Here is an 18,104-nt window from a genome sequence, read left to right on the forward strand (position 1 = left end):
CCTCTCTTGATTATGGAATAAATGAATTTTTAGACATCAATTGTATCTATGATTCCAATAATAGCCATATCAATAGCAACCTTTTGTTTCTCTACACGTACAGCTGACCCTTTACAAAGTAATACATAATCCCCTATACCTGCTCCGACATAATCTGCTGCAACTTCTTCGTTGCCAATAAAATTCTCTTTTACATCTATTCTCTTTACAATCATTAACTTATATCCAACCAATGAATCATCTTTTCTTGTAGCTACAACATTACCAACAACTTTTGCCATATACATAATAATCACAGTCCTTTCCTTTAACAGCTTAAAAAGTGCTATTTATTATTTTCCTTTTTTTCTACTGCTAGTTTTTCTAGTTCTCTTTTCTTCTGACTGAGATTGAGAAATTTCTATATCAGATTGCTTAAGTTGAATACCATCTTCTTCAGATTGATTGATGTCTTCATTATTTTCAACTACTGTCTCTTCACTTTGAGAAGTATTTCCTTCCTGTTTATCTTCCAGCTTTTCAACTTTCTCAGTTAAAGCCTCTTCTAATACAACTACGTGATTTTCTAAATCTTCTTTGTTTTCAACAGTATTATTTTCCTCAATAACATTATTTTCTTCACTTACATTACTTTCTTCAGTTATATTATTCTCTGTGATAGAAGAAGTATCTTCTTCCTTTTTAGGCTGACAAAAAGCGCTTTCTATATTATTAGAAGGTCTTGGAATTACTTTAGATGAAACAAATGCGTTGTTTTCAACAGCAACTTGTCTTCCTGCTGTAACTGCAGCTGTTACCGCTCCAACATCTCCTGAAACTTTTATCGTCATGTACCCGGATCCCTTAGTATTTTCAAGGTCAATTATATTAACATTAGCCGTTTTCGCCATAGCATCTGCAGCTAAAATAGCAGTTGATAAACCTATTGTTTCAACTAAACCTAATGCTTCTTTCATCTTGTCACCTCACTTTAATCTTTATTAATGTGTGCATCTTTTTACAATTTTCATAAAATACGAGTAATCTCGCATTCTATGAAAATCTTTATTATACTAAACGATACCTTTGAATATACTCTAACTTCTTCTAATAATTTGAATGTTTAAATTTTTTGCCTTATCCTTAGCTAACTCAGTTATTATATCTCCTGAATATAAGAATAATTTTTTATCATTCTTATATCTCTCTATTTCCTGAACAGTAATTATTCTTTTGCCATCTTTATTATTTAAAACCTCATTATATTCTGTACTTTCATAGACCACGGAACTATTTTCACTAAATTTATTTTCATATTCTTCAATTTGAAAAATATCCTTTGTTATTTCAATATTAAATTCCAACAAAGTCTTGTAATAATTTAATATCTTATTAATATAACTAGGTGGCTCTTTGCCAGTAAATTTTTCAAGTCCTGAACTGAGTAAAATAATTCTTTGTCCCTTTTCCATACTTTTAAAAATCCATCTACTTTCAAAAATATCATCAATACATAATGCTGTTTTAACTACGATTTCTCTAGGAACTACTGGAAATACCGTGAGATATTCTGATGATTCATCAAAGTCAGCATTCTTTCTACTTATTACGGATTTACATACACTAAATTTTTTCAAATTACTTAGGTGAAAATCATTATATATTCCATCTGGTAATACTGCATAAACTTCATATTCGTTTCGCTTATCTAATTCTTCAAATAGAGATGAATACTTGTTATTCCACTCTTCAGTAAATATCACATACAGTTTCTTTCGGGGAATAAACAAATTCTGTATAGAGCTTTCGGCTTGAAGCAATTGTATGGCTTTAATCACTAATTCTCTTAGTCTTTTCTCATCTATTTCCACGTTATCCCTCCTAAGCTCTAAAAGCAATTACTGTAATATTTTCTTTTTGCATAACTATCTCATTATAATTTAAAATCTTGTTATACGAATTTAGGAAGAATCTTTTCAGTGTCCATATGAGGACGTGGAATAACATGAATAGAAACAACTTCTCCAACTAATCTAGCAGATGCAGCCCCTGCATCAGTTGCTGCTTTTACAGCGCCAACGTCACCACGAACCATAACTGTTACTAGACCTGAGCCTATCTTTTCATATCCTATTAAATTAACATTTGCCGCTTTAACCATAGCATCTGCTGCTTCTATTGCAGCAACTAACCCTTTAGTTTCAACCATTCCTAATGCATCTGAATTCATATTAAATACCTCCTTAAATTTTAGGTAAACTTTTGTTTTTTTATATTTAACTTTATATAGAAAATATTGAATTTAATATATTATATTGATAAGGAAACTCGACTCGTATTCACTCGCTGAGTAAGTGATTCACACCAAATCACAGATTTGGGTTCTCTACTTATATATAAGGTGTTGTTGTTGATTTAGGTTCATCACCTAACGCACCTAGTAACTTTTTACCTACTTCAATTGATGCTCTTACAGCTTGTCTTACAGCTCCCGAATCACCACTGAAAGTTAATATAACCTCATTTGAGAAACTTGTTCCGTTTCCTGGTGAACAGTAACCCACAACATCAACATTAGCAGCTTTTACAGCAACATCAGCTAAAACTGTTCCAATTGCAGCTGGTCCTGCACAAACCATTCCAAATGCTCTGCCTAGTGGTGTTCCAAAAGCTTTTTCTAAACAATAGCTCGCTCTAGCTGTGTATTGGAATTCTAAATGTCCTGCATCATTTGCATAAACATCTCCAAAATATTTATCTAGGCTTGAAAGTGCAATTTCAACTGCACGTCTAGCATCTGAAACATCATCAGCTCCTATATAAATTAAACTTCCATGACCTGCTCCGCCTTTAGTATCTCTAGGTAATTCAACAGAAATAACTTCTGTATTTGTAGCTTTAACAGCATCATCAACAGCCATAATTTGAGGTCCAGCTCCAGTTCTTCCACCTATGATACCGATTGAACGGTACTTTCCTAATTTCATAGTTTCTGTAAGTAGTGGATCTACACTTGCAATTACTAGTCCAATAGTATCGCCTATTGCAGTACCTACAAATTCAGTAACACCTATTCCTCCACTAGTATTTTTGCTTATATTTTGAGAATCATTATTTTGATTTTTAACAGATATTCCAAGTTCGCTAGAAACCTGTTTCATTACCTTTTCAATCAATTGTTGATCCATTTTGACTCCTCCATTCTAAAATTATATCTTTAACCACCAATAATACATTTAATCCCCTGATCCTCAATAATCTTTTTTAAGACTTCAATCTCATCTTCTTTTAATGACCGTGAGTCTTTCATAAGATAATCTCTTCCAAGGAGTTCATATTTATTTTCACCATAAGTATGGTATGGTAACAAATGAATCGTATCAATGTTATTCAACGTTTTAGTAAACCTACATAATTCCAAAATATCTTGCATTGAAGAATTAAAGTTTGGTATTAATGGTACTCTAATTACCATTTTTGATATTTCAGAAATTCTCTTTGCATTATTTAGAATTATTTCGTTAGAAACTCCTGTGTATTTTCTGTGTAATTCAAGATTTGTACTCTTAATATCCATAAGCACTAAATCTATATAAGGAAATACTTCTTCAATAGTTTCTGAATTTGCATAACCTGTAGTTTCAATAGCTGTATGCCAACCTTGTGCTTTACATGCCTTAAAAAGTTCTTTTGAAAAATCTGACTGCACTAGTGGTTCTCCTCCTGATAAAGTGATTCCACCACCAGATCGTCTATAATTTATAGCATCTTTTTTGAGTTCTTTTATAACTTGTTCAATCGTCATTTTTTTACCTTTTAAGACTAAAGAGCTTGTTGGACAAACATTGCTACATTCACCACATGCTGTGCAAATTTCTCTATTTATAAAACCTTTATTATTAACACTAATTGCACCTATTTTGCAGGCTGAAATACATCTTCCACAATGAATACAATTCGCAGATTGATACATTATGACAGGTTTAATTTTCTGTGATTCAGGATTGCTACACCATAAGCATGATAAAGGACATCCTTTTAAAAAAACTATTGTACGAATTCCTGGGCCATCATGTATAGAGAATCTCTGTATATCAAATACTGTTCCTTCCATACTATAATTAATTGTATCCATCATGCACATCTCCCCTAACCTTATAAAGTGTAACTTTTTCAAATAAAACTTATAAGGGATAAAATTTTGGCCTACTTATTATGTTCAAATAAGCTTAAAGTGAATGTTCAGTACGATTTATAATGTCATCTTGTACTTCCTTTGCTAATACAGTAAATTGAGCACTATAGCCTGCAACACGAACAACCAGGTCTTTATAATTTTCTGGGTGCTTTTGAGCATCTAATAATAATTGCTTATCAATTACATTAAATTGAACATGCATACCTTTATGATCAAAGTAACTTCTTATTACAGAAGCAAAGTTTTGTAATCCTGTATCTCCAGCAACTGCAGATGGTAAGAATTTTTGATTATAAAGTGTACCATTTGATGCTACAAAGTGATCTAACTTAGCAACAGAATTTGCTGCTGCAGTTGGACCTGCACAATCTTTACCTGCTCTAGGAGATACACCATCAGCAAGAGGAGTCTTAGCTAATCTACCATCTGGTAATGCCGCAACATCTTTACCAAATAATACATTTGCAGATACTGGGTAAACTCCAGCTTGGAATTGTCCTCCACGTGGGTTAGTATATTTTTCAACTTCGAAGCAGTATATTTGTGCACATTTACGAGCAACCATATCAACTTCATCTATATCATTACCAAAGCAAGGAGTACTTTCAAGAAGTCTTCTTATATTATCAAAATCTCCCGAAACTGTTGTTTTAGGTGAAGTAAATTCTGAAGAGATTCTACTTTGAATTTCAGATATATCAATTGATCCAGAATTACTTAATATTCTCTTAACTGCTTCATATATCTGCATTTCAGTAACATCGGCATTGTTATTGCTTGTACTAACTGTATTAACGCCAGTATGTCCAAAGTTTGCATCTAATGCTGCTTTTAATTGATCCATTTCAATAGTTTTATCTTCAAATACATGTTTTTGAATTGCATATACGGAATCTCCTGTATCTGCTATACCAAAAGCTTGTGGTCCTGTAAAGTTATAAATTGCTCCACCTTCTTGAACAGATTTGCCTCTTCCAATACAGTCATCAACCATTGCTGATAAGAATGGTAATGGTGCTCTTTCAGCATGAGCATAATCAACACAGTTATCTGCTTCAACAAGATAGTAAACAAAGTATTCCATTTGCTTCTTAAATGCTGCATACAAATCATCGATACTCTTAAATGTTGTTATATCTCCTGTGATAGGACCTAATTGCTTGTTGCCTACTTTACCATTATTTAATGTAATTTCTAATACCTTAGCTACATTAAAGAATGCTGCATCATGCCAGCCTTCTGTCTTGTTTGGACATTGAGGTTCAACACAGCCGATAATACAATAGTTACGTGCATCTCTAAGAGTAACACCTCTATTAACTAATGCTGGAATTATAACTTCATCATTGTACATAGCAGGTACGCCAAGCCCTAATCTTGCAACTTCGCAAGCTCTTAACAAGAATTCATCTGGAGTTCCTTGCCATACACGGATAGAGAATGAAGGCGCTGGTAATTTAACATGAGCTGTTGCATCCATACACATGTAAGATATTTCATTTGTAGCATCAAGCCCTTCTTCATTTTGTCCACCAACACATAGGTTTTGGAATACAGCATAACCTGCAAAAGCTTGAGCTGAAATTTCATCACGAGTTTTATTGATATCATTAAGTTTAATCCAAATACAATCAACTAACTCTTGAGCAAATTCTTTTGAAATATTTTTATCTTCTTTAAGGTAAGGATACATATATTGGTCAAAACGTCCTGGCGAAATTGAGTGTCCATTAGATTCAATTTGAACCATTATTTGAATAAACCAGAATGATTGACAAGCTTCATAGAAGTTTGTTGCACCATTTTCAGGTACTCTTTCACAGTTAGCAGCTATTTGTAACAATTCTGCTTTTCTAGTTGGATTTAATTCTGCAGCTGCCATATCTCTAGCTTTTTGAGCATATCTATGTGCAAAATTTATTGCTGCGCTATAAGAAATTACTACAGCATTATAAAATTGTTGTTTCTTTATATAATCAGGGTCCTTCTTGTCCATTTTACTCATTGCTTCAATAACTTCAGCAATAATGCCTTTAAACCCTTTTCTTAAAATCTTTCCATAATCAACACAAATGTGTCCGACACCACCATAGAAATAATTTCCTACAGTAAATACTCCATTTGCCATACAGTCTTTTGCTTCTTGAGACATATAAGAGTCAGCAAGTGCACTTGTAGTTTTACCGTCCCAATATTTAAATGCTTCACTTAATTCCGCTGCTGTTTCTTTCGGAATTTGGAATGGATCTGCAACTCTTGCTCCCATTGTGTCAAATTCTTTAGCTACCCAATCATAAGAAAATTCTGGACAGATTTCAGTAGAACGTGGATTTTTAGTAATTGCACCAACTACTAATTCATCTTCACGAATAGTAATAGGTAGATTATTAAATATTTTTTCTACGGCTTTAGCACGTCTTAATATAGGAGATAGACCTTCTGTTTCCTTATATGATTCTGTTACAAGAACCGCTCTTTCTGATTCTACATACGGAATTGCATCCACAATCATTCTTTTTAATCTTTCAACCCTCTCAGTTGGTTTTGAAAACCCTTTAGATATCATTTATAATTCCCTCCTCAAAAAAATCGTAAAAATTTATTTCGTGCAAGTTCATTATATATTAGAGGTATGAAATCGTTGTAATACAATTCAAACTAAAATATTGTAAAATTAAAACTATAATTGAATCTTCACATTGAGAGCATTTAAAAAATCTTTCAAGATGGCTGTATTTCCTGGCCAGGCTGGTGCAGTTATTAAGTTACCATCTACCACTGTTTCATCTGGATTTTTATCTATAAATATTCCTCCAGCCATAACTACTTCTGGCTTAACAGCAGGATACGCAGTTAACTTTCTTCCTTTAATTATATCAGCCGCTGTTAATATTTGAATTCCATGACATATAGCAGCTACTGGTTTTTTTAATTCCATAAAGTATTTTACAATATCAATAACCCGTGTATTAAGTCTAAGGTATTCTGGTGCTCTTCCCCCTGTTATATATAATCCATCATATTCTTCTAATTTTAAATAATCAAAAGACATATTTAATAGAAAGTTATGTCCAAGCTTTTCAGTATAAGTTTGATGTCCTTCAAAATCATGTATTGAAGTCTTTATATATTCCCCGGCATTCTTTTCCGGACAAACTACATTAACTTTAAAACCTAACATTTCCAAGGCTTGATATGGTACCATGACTTCATAATCTTCAGTAAAATCGCCAGCTAACATCAAAATTTTTCTCATATTCAGATCTCTCCTTAAATAAAATTTGCACTTTTTAAACCTTTACATGTAATTTTAAGACATTTTCTATATGCTACTTTTCCCAAGGCAGTATATCGTCATCTTCTTTTAAATAATCCAAAAGATTTGGTATTCCTTCTCCTGTATATGAACTTATATGAAATATTTTTTTACAACCGGCAAGGCTGAGCCATGCTTCTGCTAAATCTGCTCTTGCATTCTTATTATCTATCTGAGTCACAATTCCAACTACTTCTCTAGTCGCTCCTGCTGCAATATTAGGGCTATAAAGAGAATATTCTTCAAGTGAACTCATTAGAAGTCCAATTACATCAGCTTCATAGGAGTATAGTATTAACGCTCGTGCTAGTTTTTTATTTTCAGCATATTCGCCAGGAGTATCTATAATAACATCAAAATTATTTATATATTGGGTTTTATGATATGTAATCTCTTTTCCCTTTAAAGCTTGAGTTAAAGTAGTTTTACCACAGCCTGTCCTTCCAACTAACATAATCTTTCTCATAAAACCACCTATGCCTTTGTTAGATTACAAACATTAAACCCTAGTGTATTTTTTGCATAGTTTAAGATAGACTCTAAAGCAATTGCCACATCTGAAATTGTTCCTGTAATAATCAAAGTTCCACTAAATCTATCAATAAAACCAATCTCTATTGCCGACGCTTTTATTGCTATATCTGCAGCTATTATAGAAGTTTCACTTGGAGTAACAGTGAGAATACCAATAGCTGCCCTGTTATAATCAATTTTAGGGTCTAATCCTAGCTTCTTATAAATAATTGAGTCTGGGCTCGCAATTACATGAGCCATTGTAATTTGTTTTCCTGGAACGGTTTCTTGAATTATTCTCATTAAATCAGTTTTATTTATCTGCAAATCATTTAACTTCATTTTTTTCACCCTCTCGAAGAAATTGTAATTTTAAATACATTTTTTTGATACCACTCTGTTTATAATGTTAGCATATCCCTAAGGACTATTAGTAATAATTTTGTAACTAAAAATAAGTAAATTTAAGTATAGTCTGAACTTTACTTATTATACAATTGTAAATTACCTGTATCAAAATTAGTTAAATTATATAATATTATTGGAGTAATTTAACTTAAATACATTATATAAATAATATTTATAGGAGCGATTATATGATAAATGAAGATTTAATAAAAAAGTTATCGAGTGATCTAATTAGTTCTATAAAGACGCCTAAGCTAACACTAAAAATGGCAAAAGAAATTCTTGAAAAAGCAGAAAGAAAAGCTGAGTCAATAAATGTTCCAGTAGTTATAGCATTAGTTGATGATGGTGGAAATCTTATCGCCCAGCATAGAATGGATAATTCAATCTTAATAAGTATTAAAGTTTCCTTTAATAAAGCATATACTGCACTTGCTTTAAAAATGTCTACTGAAAGATTTAATGAACTAGTGCTTCCTGGCAAACCTCTTTATGGCTTAGAAAATACTGGACATGGCGAACTTTGTATTTTAGGTGGAGGAATACCAATAGTTAGTAACGGAAATATCATTGGTGCTATTGGTGTTAGTGGTGGAAGCATTGATGAAGATATTCAGATAGCTCAAGCCGCACTTAAATAATTTAATAAAATGTGGTATAATTTCTATATAGGGAAGGAGTGAGATTATATGGATAAGTTTGTAATTGCAATAACAAGAACTTGTGGAAGCGGTGGGACAACAATAGGGAAAATGTTATCTAAAGATTTGGGTATAAATATGTATGACCGTGAGTTATTACGTTTGGCTTCAGATGACAGTGGTATAAATGAAGCTCTATTTGCCAATGCAGACGAAGGTGTAAAAAATAGTTTGTTATATAAGGTTTCAAAGAAAGTATATAATGGTGAATTAATCCCACCTGAAAGTAATGATTTTACTTCAAATGACAATTTGTTCAATTATCAAGCTAAGGTATTACGTGAATTAGCCGATAAAGAATCTTATGTTGTGATAGGGCGTTGTGCTGATTATATCTTAAAGGATAAACCAAATATATTTAAAATTTTTATTCATGCATCAGAAGATTACTGTATTAAGCATGAAATGGATATCCTTGGCGCTTCTGAAAAAGAAGCAATTAAGGAAATTAAGAAATTAAATAAATATAGAAGTGACTACTACTATTACCACACTGGTAATAAATGGGAGGACGTAAGAAACTATGATCTGTCTCTAGATACCAGCAAGCTCGGCTTCGAGAAATGCGTAAAATATATTAAGAAGTATGTAAAGTTACGTATGGAATTATAAATCTTCGGACGTCCTTAAAAATATCTTCAATATAAAATCAAAATTTCCAACTAAATGATAATTCAAAGCACTATTACCATTATTTCTTAACAAATAACATAGACTACTAATAGAATAGTAATTAATTTATAAAAGCCTCATGGTGAATTTTCTTACACCATGAGGCTCTTCTTATCTATTATTACATAAGCGCGAATAATCCTACAAATGCCAATGCAATAAAATACATTGGTACAGGAATATCTTTTGATTTACCTGTGAATAATTTTATTAACACATACGAAACAAATCCAAATGCTAACCCATCTGTAATTGAATATGTTAAAAGAGTTAATATCAATGTCAAGAATACAGGCATTCCTTCAGTAAAATCTGAGAAATTAACCTTTGCTATTGGTTCCATCATTACTGCACCTAAAACTATTAGAACTGGCGCTGTAGCAAAACCTGGTATAGCAGTTAAAATTGGTGAAAAGAATAATGACAAGAAGAATAATCCAGCTATTGTAAGACCAGCAAGTCCTGTTCTTCCACCTTCAGCAATACCGGCTGCTGACTCAACAAATGCAACTGGTGTAGATGTTCCTAAACATGCACCTACTACAGACCCAATAGCATCAGCTGTTAAAACTTTATCTGCATTTTTAACATTACCTTTTTCGTCTAAGTATCCAGCTTTTGAAGCTAAACCAATTAGAGTTCCTATACTATCGAAAACATCTATAAATAACATAGAAAGAATTGCTGGTATTATACCAATCACCATTGCACTCTTAAAATCAAATTGCATAAATATTGGAGCAACTGATGGTGGCATAGATATTATTCCTGTAGGTACCTTAGCAACTCCAAAAATCATTCCTAATACATATACAGAAAACATTCCAATAATGAATGAACCTTTTATATTTTTATAATATAATACCGATATTATAATAACACCTAGACCAGCTAAAAGAACTGTTGGATCTTTTAAATTTCCTATTCCAACTAATGTAGCTTGATTAGCAACAATCATCTTAGCATCTTGAAGACCTATAAATGTTATAAAGAAACCAATACCAATACTAATTGCATATTTTAATGTTGGCGGAACACTATCAATAATTACTTGTCTAATTTTAAATATGTTAAGCGCCATAAATATAAATCCTTCGATTAATGAAGCCGCCAAAGCTGTTTGCCAAGAGAACTTCATTCCCAAACAAATTGTGAATGTGAAAAGAGCATTTAATCCCATACCTGGTGCCATACCAAATGGATAATTAGCAATAAGCGCCATAATTACAGTACCAATAAAAGAAGCCAATGCAGTTGCAGTAAATACAGCTGATACATCCATACCTGATTGACTTAAGATACTAGGATTTACTACTAAGATATACGCCATAGTTAAAAAGGTTGTTAACCCCGCTAACATTTCTGTCTTAACAGTTGTTTTATTTTTTGATAAGTGAAATATTTTTTCTAACATACCGTTCTCCTCCGTTGTTTTTACCGATTTTTTTAATACATTGTCCAATATAGATTCCTCCTATTTTTGAGCTACACAAATTAACACTGCTACTCCAAAATAATACATCTGTTAGTAGGATGCACTAACGTTGAAAAAAATATAAAAGATAATAACAAGAATTTAAAGATTTCTTGTAAAATATAAGCCCCTTTGTTTTTTTACAAAGGGGCTTATAAGTAACAAGTACCTATAAACACCCATAGTCAGACAATTTACGGTAGTCCGGTAGAAACGCTTGAACCTTATTTTCAAGCATATACGGGTAAAATTTCATTATTTATATATGACATACTAATAAATTACTTTTTGAATTTCTATACAATCATCGAATGTTAAAGCATAGAATAAATAAAATGTAATATATTCAGTGCGTAATATATAGCTCTTTATTTTACATACTTAATGCTACAATACTTTGGACTATAAATCAATAGTAAATTAAATATTTTATGTATTTTTTTTATTTTTATTTATCTAATGTTCGTGTTTTTATATGTTTTGGGCAAAAAAAATCTAATAATATAGCTATAATTCCTCGCATGTAAAATTATTCCGAATATTAGTTTTTAAGCAATCTTAATATTTATATTTATTATTCTATTAACTTTTTATATTATCCTGTTTACTATTAATCCCAAATAAACATTATTTTTGACTTACCTTTTAATTTCTTAATAGCAAAAGGATTGGTGATTATAATATTTCTTACCAATCCTTCTACAATTAAATATTCACATCCGTATTTCTATGATATTGGAGCCATAAGTATTTTTCCTGTTCCCCTATATACGTTAACCAATCCCTCTCCTGAGACTGCAGATCCAATTAAACTTTTACTAGACTTTTCAACTCTAAACTCTAAAGAATTAGACCAAGCAATTGCAAAATTCCCATCAATCCGCACCTCATCATTATCTAATATAAATTCTATCAATTCGCTTCTTGGAACAGGACTTTCTAGCACGGCTATCCCTTCACCTTTTAGACACAAATTAAATAGTCCTTCATTCCCAAGCATTGCCGAAGAGATATTTGTCCTCGCAACTATCTTTTGCTGAACCTTAGACTCACACGCTAAGAAAAGTCCATCATCTAAAACCATCCCTCCCCATTCCGAAACTTCCTCAAGCAAAATATGCCTATATGTTGGTTCTAACATCAATAAACCATTTCCCTGATATTTTGGTTTAATAGCAGACTCTTTTGTTACCTTTGATGATATAGCTTTTCCAAAAAAATCACCAATTCCCTTAATATCAGCAGCCATACTCACAGATCCTGCTGTCCACTGCATTACTCCGGAACTTATTGTGTAAGCATTACCATTCAACTCAATTAAAACCTGTCTTTTTCTAACATTCATCTCTGAAGCAAAATATGCTGCCATTGCAGTTGTAGTGCTTACACTCAAATCTTTTTTATATTCAAGAACCTTAACGCCCCCTCTTGATTCTACAATTTCAATATTTTTATTTTCAAAAAGATTCTTACATTTTACCATCGAAAATTTTCTCCCCTTATTCTTTGAATATATATTTCTTATATAGTCTATGTTAATTAATCACATTATTATGTATACAGATAGTAATAAAGATTTTTACATAGACATACAACAATTAACTAAGTTTCTTCCACTTATAAAACAGAACATTCAAAAATACAATTTGTGGCTCACTTTTTTAAATATAGTGTAATTTCAACAGGCATCTTTATTTAAAAAATAATAAAAACTATATTTACTATTTAATTATATCTACTCAAACTCAAATAAAAGCAACATAAATAAATCAGATAATAAATTAAGCCTTATAATTAAGATCTAACTTGCTATCTGATTTATCTTTATTAATGTTTAAATAAACAATCTCCATCTTTCTATTTTATAGACTCTCTATACTCCTTAAAAGCCTTAGCTATACTAGGATTGCTTTCTATAAATTGTACAAAATCCTGAAAGCATTTTGATGTTTCTTTACTTACAGTATGTTCTATCTTTTCTGTTTCATCTAATATTTCTTTATCAGGAATATCAAGTATCCTTAGAAAATTCTCAATAATATGATGCCTGTTAAGAAGTGCTGCGCCAAGTTCTTTACCACTTTCTTCAAGTATTATAATCCCATATTTTTCATACTTTACAAGTCTTTCCTCTGATAACTTCTGTACCATCCTTGTGGCAGAAGGAGGTTGAACATTAAGTGCATTTGAAAGTTCATTAATTCTTAAATACCCTTTATTCAATGACAATCTATATATCATCTCAAGATAATCTTCCATGGACGCAGTTAGCTTGCTGTCTTCTTTCTTCATATATTCGTTAAAAGTATAGAAATCATTTTTGCCCATATACTTACTCGCTCCCCGTAATAATCTACTTAATAAATTATATGCTTTAATGGCGAAAAAGTTACTTTACTGTAACATTTAGAATATTATTGCATAACTTATAATATAAAATAATTTAGACTAGGCTAAGAAAGTTAACTGTTAATAACTATCTTAATTACATATAAGATTAAAAAATTAGACACATAAAAAAATAAAGTAAGAAAGGTGATGTATTTTCTTGGAGAACGAAAGAGGTTTAAGAAGCACTGATGTATCTGTCACTGGATTTGTTCCATTTAAAAAAGACAGGAGTGCTAATATTAGTAAATTTAGGCAACTATTAAAATATTTAGGTCCAGCTTTTATTGTAAGTGTAGCATATATAGATCCTGGAAACTTTGCAACTAATATTAGTGGAGGATCGGAATTTGGCTATGCGTTAATTTGGGTAATTTTATTTAGTAACTTAATGGCTATCTTTTTACAGATAATGTCTGCAAAATTAGGAATAGCCACAGGCCATAACCTTCCAGAAATGTGTGCCAAAGTATTTTCTAAAAAAACAAATTGGGTATTTTGGATTGTTGCAGAAATAGGTGCAATGGCAACTGACTTAGCAGAATTTCTAGGTGGAACTTTGGGATTATATTTATTGTTCCATATACCAATGATATATGCTGGGATTATTACAGGAATAATAACATTCTTCATTTGTTATATGGAAAAGTATGGCCAAAAAACTATAGAAATAATAATATCAATTCTTGTTGCAGTAATCTGTATTGCATATACAATAGAATTATTTCTTGCCAAACCTGATTGGTTTCAAGTAGGAATTCATACAATAATTCCATCACTGCCAAATAGTCAGGCATTATTAATCGCAGTAGGAATGCTTGGTGCAACAGTTATGCCTCACGTAATATACCTTCATTCACATTTGGTCCAGCATAGAGGAACTGATACATCCATTGAAGGAAAGCTAAAACATTTAAAAATGGAAAAAATTGATGTAACAATAGCTATGAATATTGCCTTTATAGTGAATGCTGCAATGGTTATTGTATCCGCTGCTGTATTCAATAAAAATGGATTAATTGTTGATACAATGGAGCAAGCCCATGCATCATTACAACCTTTACTAGGTTCATTATCTAGCGGAGCTTTTGGAATAGCATTACTTGCCTCAGGTTTGTCATCATCTGCTGTGGGTACTATGGCAGGTCAAACAATTATGAAGGGTTTTGTGAATTTAAGTATACCAATTAATATTAGAAGACTTATAACTATGATGCCTGCATTGGCTATAATTGCACTTGGAATAAATCCAATGAATACCCTTGTTTTAAGCCAAGTAGCACTTAGCTTCATATTGCCATTTCCGATAATACAAATGCTAACTATAGCTAGACGTAAGGATTTAATGGGTATTATGGCAAATCGCAATTGGGTAAGAATTTTAGGTATTATCATCGCAGCTATAATCATATCACTAAATATGGTTCTCTTATATTTAACATTTACTGGCCAAGCTTAATAGTAATATTTTAGGAGTGTTTTGTGATTAAGTCTATTAACATGTTAAAAGATAAAAACTCTTCTTTTCGGTCTTCCAGAGCCTTAGAAGAGTTTTCTTCCCACTATTAATTTAATCTACACATTTTTGTATGGACATCTTATAAAATATAACTTAAATATCTTTATGTATTTAATAGATATTAGTAATTAAACGTAATTTCTCTTAAAAATTCTTAATCACCACACAAATTTACAACCATATATTAAATATAAGTAATAATTAAGAAGGAATGACATATATGATATTAATTTTATCTGCTTTATTATTTAGTTTATCTTCTAACTTAGATAATTTAGTTATAGGTATTGCATATGGAATAAAAAAAATAAGAATAGACACAACTGCAAATCTTATAGTAGCACTTGTAACTTCTACTGGAACATTTTTATCTATGTTACTTGGCATATATGTATCTAAATTTTTACCAAGCTTTTTATCAAATAGCTTAGGTGCTGGAATTATTATAATTCTAGGATTATACTTTGTAATTCAAAGTATTTTTAAACTTATAAATAATAAAAAAATAAAAGAACTCGCTTTAAAGAATACTAATGATATGATTGAATATGCAGAAAAATCAGATTTAGATAAATCAGGAGATATAGATAAAAAAGAAGCTTTTTTGGTAGCTTTTGCATTAACATTTAATAACTTTGGTACAGGAGTTGCTGCAAGTGTAACAGGCGTTAATATAGAACTTACAGTCATATTAACATTTATATTAAGTATTTGTACACTTAAACTTGGCGAAAGAGCTGGAAACCATATTTTAGGCAAGTTCTTAGGTAAATTTGCTCCGTTAATTTCAGGACTCTTACTTATAAGTCTCGGGATCATAGAATTATTTAACTAATAGATTTAGATTAAATATGGTTTACTAAAATCGTAACATAATAAATTGAAGAACGATTATAAATTTTAGGAATGAAAGTATTTCTATAAAAAGAAATGCTTTCATTCTCAATTTTTTATATAAAATATCATTTATACAAAAATATTAAATATCATATTTTATAATTTTAGTCTTTTATTGTAGTCTTTTATAATCTCAATAGATTCTTTTAATTCTGCCTTTTCACTTTCAACTAAGTGATATTCAACAAGTTCCTTCACTCCTTGATTATTTAAAACCGCCGGAACACCTGCATATGTGTCACTTTCCCCATACTCTCCATTAAGCATAGCTGATACAGGAATAACTTTATTTTCATCGCGTAATATTGCTTTTACAATCTGAACAGTAGTTGCTGCAATACCAAAAGTAGTTGCACCTTTAGCATTCACAATACGATATGCTATTTTCTTAATATCTTCCGTTAATGAATTTAAATTAAAACCTTTTAATCTCATTTTATTGTCATTGATTATATCTAAAAACTTTTTACCCCCAACTGTAATTTGACTCCATGGAATTATCTGTGAATCTCCATGTTCTCCCATGCACAAAGCATGAACACTTTGTGGGTCAACACTCATAACATCAGCTAAATGATATTTCAAACGTGCTGAATCTAGAGCTGTTCCTGTTCCAATGACTTTACTTGCTGGCAAACCTGAAAGTTTGTGCACGTAATATGACATAACATCAACAGGATTTGTTATTACAACTATTATGCCTAAAAATCCACTTTTCATGATGTTCGGGACTATATTATTCATTATTCCTGCAGCTTTTTCTAACATATCTAATCTTGTTTGCCCTGTAATATAAGGTAATGCAGCTGCAATTACAACTATATCTGCATCATTACATTCTTCGTACTCTCCATCTTTTACCCTCATCTTACTTCCGCTATATCCAAGAGAATGTTGCAAATCCGTTGCTTCAGCCCATGATTTTTCTTTATTTATATCAATCAGTATTAAGTCATCGCAAACATGATTCATTACCATATCAAATGCTACCGCTGCCCCAACAGAACCCGTTCCAACTATTACTACTTTACTTCTTCCAATTGCCATATATATCCCCCTCTACTAATTTTTCTATAAATTATTATATCAAAAATTAGACCTATTATCATCTAACCAATTCCACTTTAGCATAAAAACTTATTCCTTAATCCAATAGCTGCTTCCATCTTTTTTTCTTTCTATAAAACCATACTCTATTAAAGCTCTTCTTATGGTTACGTAATCCTCATACACTCTCTTTAGAATCCTATTTATCTCTTTTTCAGAATATTGCTTTCCTTTTGAAAAATTTCTTGATATCTCTTCTAACACAATAATCTTTTTCTTTTCTCTAGCTGGATAACTCTTTAAACCACCATTTTCATTCATATAAGTTTCAATAACACTCTTCTTTTCTTTATCTGTTATATTATACCTATCATCTAAAGTAGTTGCTGTTTTATAAGCATCACATATAGTCTCTTTACCAATTTTATTAATTTTCTTATTTGTGGTTCTTGAAAGCAAATCCATCATAGCTAAAAATAATTTTGCTTGCTTTTCCTTTTCTCTTAATTTATATCGGTGATTTCGTATTGTTGATTGCGCAACTTTAAGTTTCTCTGAAATTTCTTTATCAGATAATCCCAGGGCAATCAATTTTATTAATTCTCTTTGAACATCTGATATTCCAGTAAAACCAGAATTCATATTTAACAAATATTCAAGCATTGAACCGTGGCTTGTTTTAAGATGTAACTCTGCTGATTTCTTTGCATCATACAGCTTTGAATTTATTTCATATATTCTTCCTCTCTGGAATTCTTCTTCACATATTATGCACCTATATCCATCATCTTCTTCGAGAATCCCTTCTTTAAGCTCACTTATAGTAGCATTCCAAAATAATTCATTTGATTTTATATCCATTAATCTCATTCCCTTTCAATATAATTACTTTCTATTTAATATATTACAGACTTTTATTTACTTTGTCTATATATAAACAAACATTTATTACTAATGTTTGCACCATATCAATATCAACTTTCTAAGTGTAC

Annotated in this window: 19 protein-coding genes and 1 riboswitch; of the genes, 4 read left to right on the top strand and 15 right to left on the bottom strand. The window is 31.1% G+C overall.

Annotated elements, in window-relative coordinates:
* Window positions 1–29 precede the first annotated feature (29 nt).
* The 10 genes from F3K33_RS20750 to F3K33_RS20795 all read right to left on the bottom strand — a co-directional run bounded on the left by F3K33_RS20750 (window position 30) and on the right by F3K33_RS20795 (window position 8,348).
* Window positions 30–287 (bottom strand): EutN/CcmL family microcompartment protein, encoded by a 258-nt coding sequence (locus tag F3K33_RS20750; RefSeq protein WP_012060212.1) that lies wholly within the window; start codon window positions 285–287, stop codon window positions 30–32.
* Between the two features lie 45 nt (window positions 288–332).
* Window positions 333–956, bottom strand: coding sequence for a BMC domain-containing protein (locus tag F3K33_RS27010; protein ID WP_023973066.1), 624 nt, complete (start codon window positions 954–956; stop codon window positions 333–335).
* A 120-nt stretch (window positions 957–1,076) separates the two neighbouring features.
* Window positions 1,077–1,850 carry a hypothetical protein gene (locus F3K33_RS20760; RefSeq protein ID WP_012060214.1) on the bottom strand — a complete coding sequence of 258 codons (774 nt, stop codon included), beginning with the start codon at window positions 1,848–1,850 and terminating at the stop codon, window positions 1,077–1,079.
* 80 nt (window positions 1,851–1,930) lie between these two features.
* Window positions 1,931–2,209, bottom strand: coding sequence for a propanediol utilization microcompartment protein PduA (gene pduA / locus F3K33_RS20765; RefSeq protein ID WP_012060215.1), 279 nt, complete (start codon window positions 2,207–2,209; stop codon window positions 1,931–1,933).
* Between the two features lie 160 nt (window positions 2,210–2,369).
* Window positions 2,370–3,167, bottom strand: coding sequence for a propanediol utilization microcompartment protein PduB (gene pduB / locus F3K33_RS20770; protein ID WP_012060216.1), 798 nt, complete (start codon window positions 3,165–3,167; stop codon window positions 2,370–2,372).
* Between the two features lie 29 nt (window positions 3,168–3,196).
* Window positions 3,197–4,117: a glycyl-radical enzyme activating protein gene (locus F3K33_RS20775; RefSeq protein ID WP_034850289.1), complete on the bottom strand. Its 921-nt coding sequence runs from the start codon at window positions 4,115–4,117 to the stop codon at window positions 3,197–3,199.
* A gap of 91 nt (window positions 4,118–4,208) precedes the next feature.
* Window positions 4,209–6,743 (bottom strand): glycyl radical protein, encoded by a 2,535-nt coding sequence (locus tag F3K33_RS20780; RefSeq protein WP_023973069.1) that lies wholly within the window; start codon window positions 6,741–6,743, stop codon window positions 4,209–4,211.
* Between the two features lie 114 nt (window positions 6,744–6,857).
* Window positions 6,858–7,433, bottom strand: coding sequence for a DJ-1/PfpI family protein (locus F3K33_RS20785; protein WP_023973070.1), 576 nt, complete (start codon window positions 7,431–7,433; stop codon window positions 6,858–6,860).
* 73 nt (window positions 7,434–7,506) lie between these two features.
* Window positions 7,507–7,959 (bottom strand): EutP/PduV family microcompartment system protein, encoded by a 453-nt coding sequence (locus F3K33_RS20790; RefSeq protein WP_012060220.1) that lies wholly within the window; start codon window positions 7,957–7,959, stop codon window positions 7,507–7,509.
* Between the two features lie 8 nt (window positions 7,960–7,967).
* A complete protein-coding gene (locus tag F3K33_RS20795; protein WP_012060221.1) occupies window positions 7,968–8,348 on the bottom strand; it encodes a BMC domain-containing protein in 381 nt (126 codons plus the stop codon).
* A 254-nt stretch (window positions 8,349–8,602) separates the two neighbouring features.
* Here F3K33_RS20795 and F3K33_RS20800 point away from each other — a divergent pair, with 254 nt between their 5' ends.
* On the top strand, window positions 8,603–9,055 hold the full coding sequence (locus tag F3K33_RS20800) for a GlcG/HbpS family heme-binding protein (protein WP_023973071.1): 453 nt from the start codon (window positions 8,603–8,605) through the stop codon (window positions 9,053–9,055).
* 48 nt (window positions 9,056–9,103) lie between these two features.
* Window positions 9,104–9,727, top strand: a complete 624-nt coding sequence (locus F3K33_RS20805; RefSeq protein ID WP_039771818.1) for a cytidylate kinase-like family protein — start codon at window positions 9,104–9,106, stop codon at window positions 9,725–9,727.
* Between the two features lie 181 nt (window positions 9,728–9,908).
* Here the strand turns inward: F3K33_RS20805 and F3K33_RS20810 are convergent, their stop codons facing one another.
* The 3 genes from F3K33_RS20810 to mntR all read right to left on the bottom strand — a co-directional run bounded on the left by F3K33_RS20810 (window position 9,909) and on the right by mntR (window position 13,589).
* Entirely contained in the window at window positions 9,909–11,201 is a 1,293-nt protein-coding gene (locus tag F3K33_RS20810; protein WP_012060224.1) for an NCS2 family permease, read from the bottom strand.
* Between the two features lie 222 nt (window positions 11,202–11,423).
* Window positions 11,424–11,525, bottom strand: a riboswitch (purine riboswitch).
* A gap of 463 nt (window positions 11,526–11,988) precedes the next feature.
* On the bottom strand, window positions 11,989–12,744 hold the full coding sequence (locus F3K33_RS20815; RefSeq protein ID WP_012060225.1) for an AIM24 family protein: 756 nt from the start codon (window positions 12,742–12,744) through the stop codon (window positions 11,989–11,991).
* 374 nt (window positions 12,745–13,118) lie between these two features.
* Window positions 13,119–13,589 carry a transcriptional regulator MntR gene (mntR, locus tag F3K33_RS20820; protein ID WP_023973073.1) on the bottom strand — a complete coding sequence of 157 codons (471 nt, stop codon included), beginning with the start codon at window positions 13,587–13,589 and terminating at the stop codon, window positions 13,119–13,121.
* A gap of 220 nt (window positions 13,590–13,809) precedes the next feature.
* Between mntR and F3K33_RS20825 the strand changes: the two genes are divergently transcribed.
* Window positions 13,810–15,108, top strand: a complete 1,299-nt coding sequence (locus tag F3K33_RS20825; protein WP_023973074.1) for an Nramp family divalent metal transporter — start codon at window positions 13,810–13,812, stop codon at window positions 15,106–15,108.
* Between the two features lie 280 nt (window positions 15,109–15,388).
* Window positions 15,389–16,003, top strand: coding sequence for a sporulation membrane protein YtaF (ytaF, locus tag F3K33_RS20830; RefSeq protein ID WP_039771820.1), 615 nt, complete (start codon window positions 15,389–15,391; stop codon window positions 16,001–16,003).
* Between the two features lie 158 nt (window positions 16,004–16,161).
* On the opposite strand, the gene F3K33_RS20835 is transcribed toward ytaF, so the two are convergent.
* Complete coding sequence (locus tag F3K33_RS20835) at window positions 16,162–17,112, bottom strand: L-lactate dehydrogenase (RefSeq protein WP_023973076.1); 951 nt, start codon at window positions 17,110–17,112, stop codon at window positions 16,162–16,164.
* A gap of 90 nt (window positions 17,113–17,202) precedes the next feature.
* Window positions 17,203–17,973, bottom strand: a complete 771-nt coding sequence (locus F3K33_RS20840; RefSeq protein ID WP_039771822.1) for a DUF2087 domain-containing protein — start codon at window positions 17,971–17,973, stop codon at window positions 17,203–17,205.
* Window positions 17,974–18,104: the final 131 nt, after the last annotated feature.

The organism is Clostridium beijerinckii, from assembly GCF_008705175.1.
GTDB classification, from domain to species: Bacteria; Bacillota; Clostridia; order Clostridiales; family Clostridiaceae; genus Clostridium; species Clostridium beijerinckii.

Bases quoted from the DNA above. Each gene is read 5' to 3' on its own strand.
- ytaF (WP_039771820.1), top strand. From the start codon at position 15,389: ATGATATTAATTTTATCTGCTTTATTATTTAGTTTATCTTCTAACTTA.
- F3K33_RS20775 (WP_034850289.1), bottom strand. From the start codon at position 4,117: ATGATGGATACAATTAATTATAGTATGGAAGGAACAGTATTTGATATA.
- pduA (WP_012060215.1), bottom strand. From the start codon at position 2,209: ATGAATTCAGATGCATTAGGAATGGTTGAAACTAAAGGGTTAGTTGCT.
- F3K33_RS20785 (WP_023973070.1), bottom strand. From the start codon at position 7,433: ATGAGAAAAATTTTGATGTTAGCTGGCGATTTTACTGAAGATTATGAA.
- F3K33_RS20835 (WP_023973076.1), bottom strand. From the start codon at position 17,112: ATGGCAATTGGAAGAAGTAAAGTAGTAATAGTTGGAACGGGTTCTGTT.
- F3K33_RS27010 (WP_023973066.1), bottom strand. From the start codon at position 956: ATGAAAGAAGCATTAGGTTTAGTTGAAACAATAGGTTTATCAACTGCT.
- F3K33_RS20780 (WP_023973069.1), bottom strand. From the start codon at position 6,743: ATGATATCTAAAGGGTTTTCAAAACCAACTGAGAGGGTTGAAAGATTA.
- F3K33_RS20750 (WP_012060212.1), bottom strand. From the start codon at position 287: ATGTATATGGCAAAAGTTGTTGGTAATGTTGTAGCTACAAGAAAAGAT.
- F3K33_RS20805 (WP_039771818.1), top strand. From the start codon at position 9,104: ATGGATAAGTTTGTAATTGCAATAACAAGAACTTGTGGAAGCGGTGGG.
- F3K33_RS20840 (WP_039771822.1), bottom strand. From the start codon at position 17,973: ATGGATATAAAATCAAATGAATTATTTTGGAATGCTACTATAAGTGAG.
- mntR (WP_023973073.1), bottom strand. From the start codon at position 13,589: ATGGGCAAAAATGATTTCTATACTTTTAACGAATATATGAAGAAAGAA.
- F3K33_RS20795 (WP_012060221.1), bottom strand. From the start codon at position 8,348: ATGAAGTTAAATGATTTGCAGATAAATAAAACTGATTTAATGAGAATA.
- pduB (WP_012060216.1), bottom strand. From the start codon at position 3,167: ATGGATCAACAATTGATTGAAAAGGTAATGAAACAGGTTTCTAGCGAA.
- F3K33_RS20810 (WP_012060224.1), bottom strand. From the start codon at position 11,201: ATGTTAGAAAAAATATTTCACTTATCAAAAAATAAAACAACTGTTAAG.
- F3K33_RS20790 (WP_012060220.1), bottom strand. From the start codon at position 7,959: ATGAGAAAGATTATGTTAGTTGGAAGGACAGGCTGTGGTAAAACTACT.
- F3K33_RS20815 (WP_012060225.1), bottom strand. From the start codon at position 12,744: ATGGTAAAATGTAAGAATCTTTTTGAAAATAAAAATATTGAAATTGTA.
- F3K33_RS20800 (WP_023973071.1), top strand. From the start codon at position 8,603: ATGATAAATGAAGATTTAATAAAAAAGTTATCGAGTGATCTAATTAGT.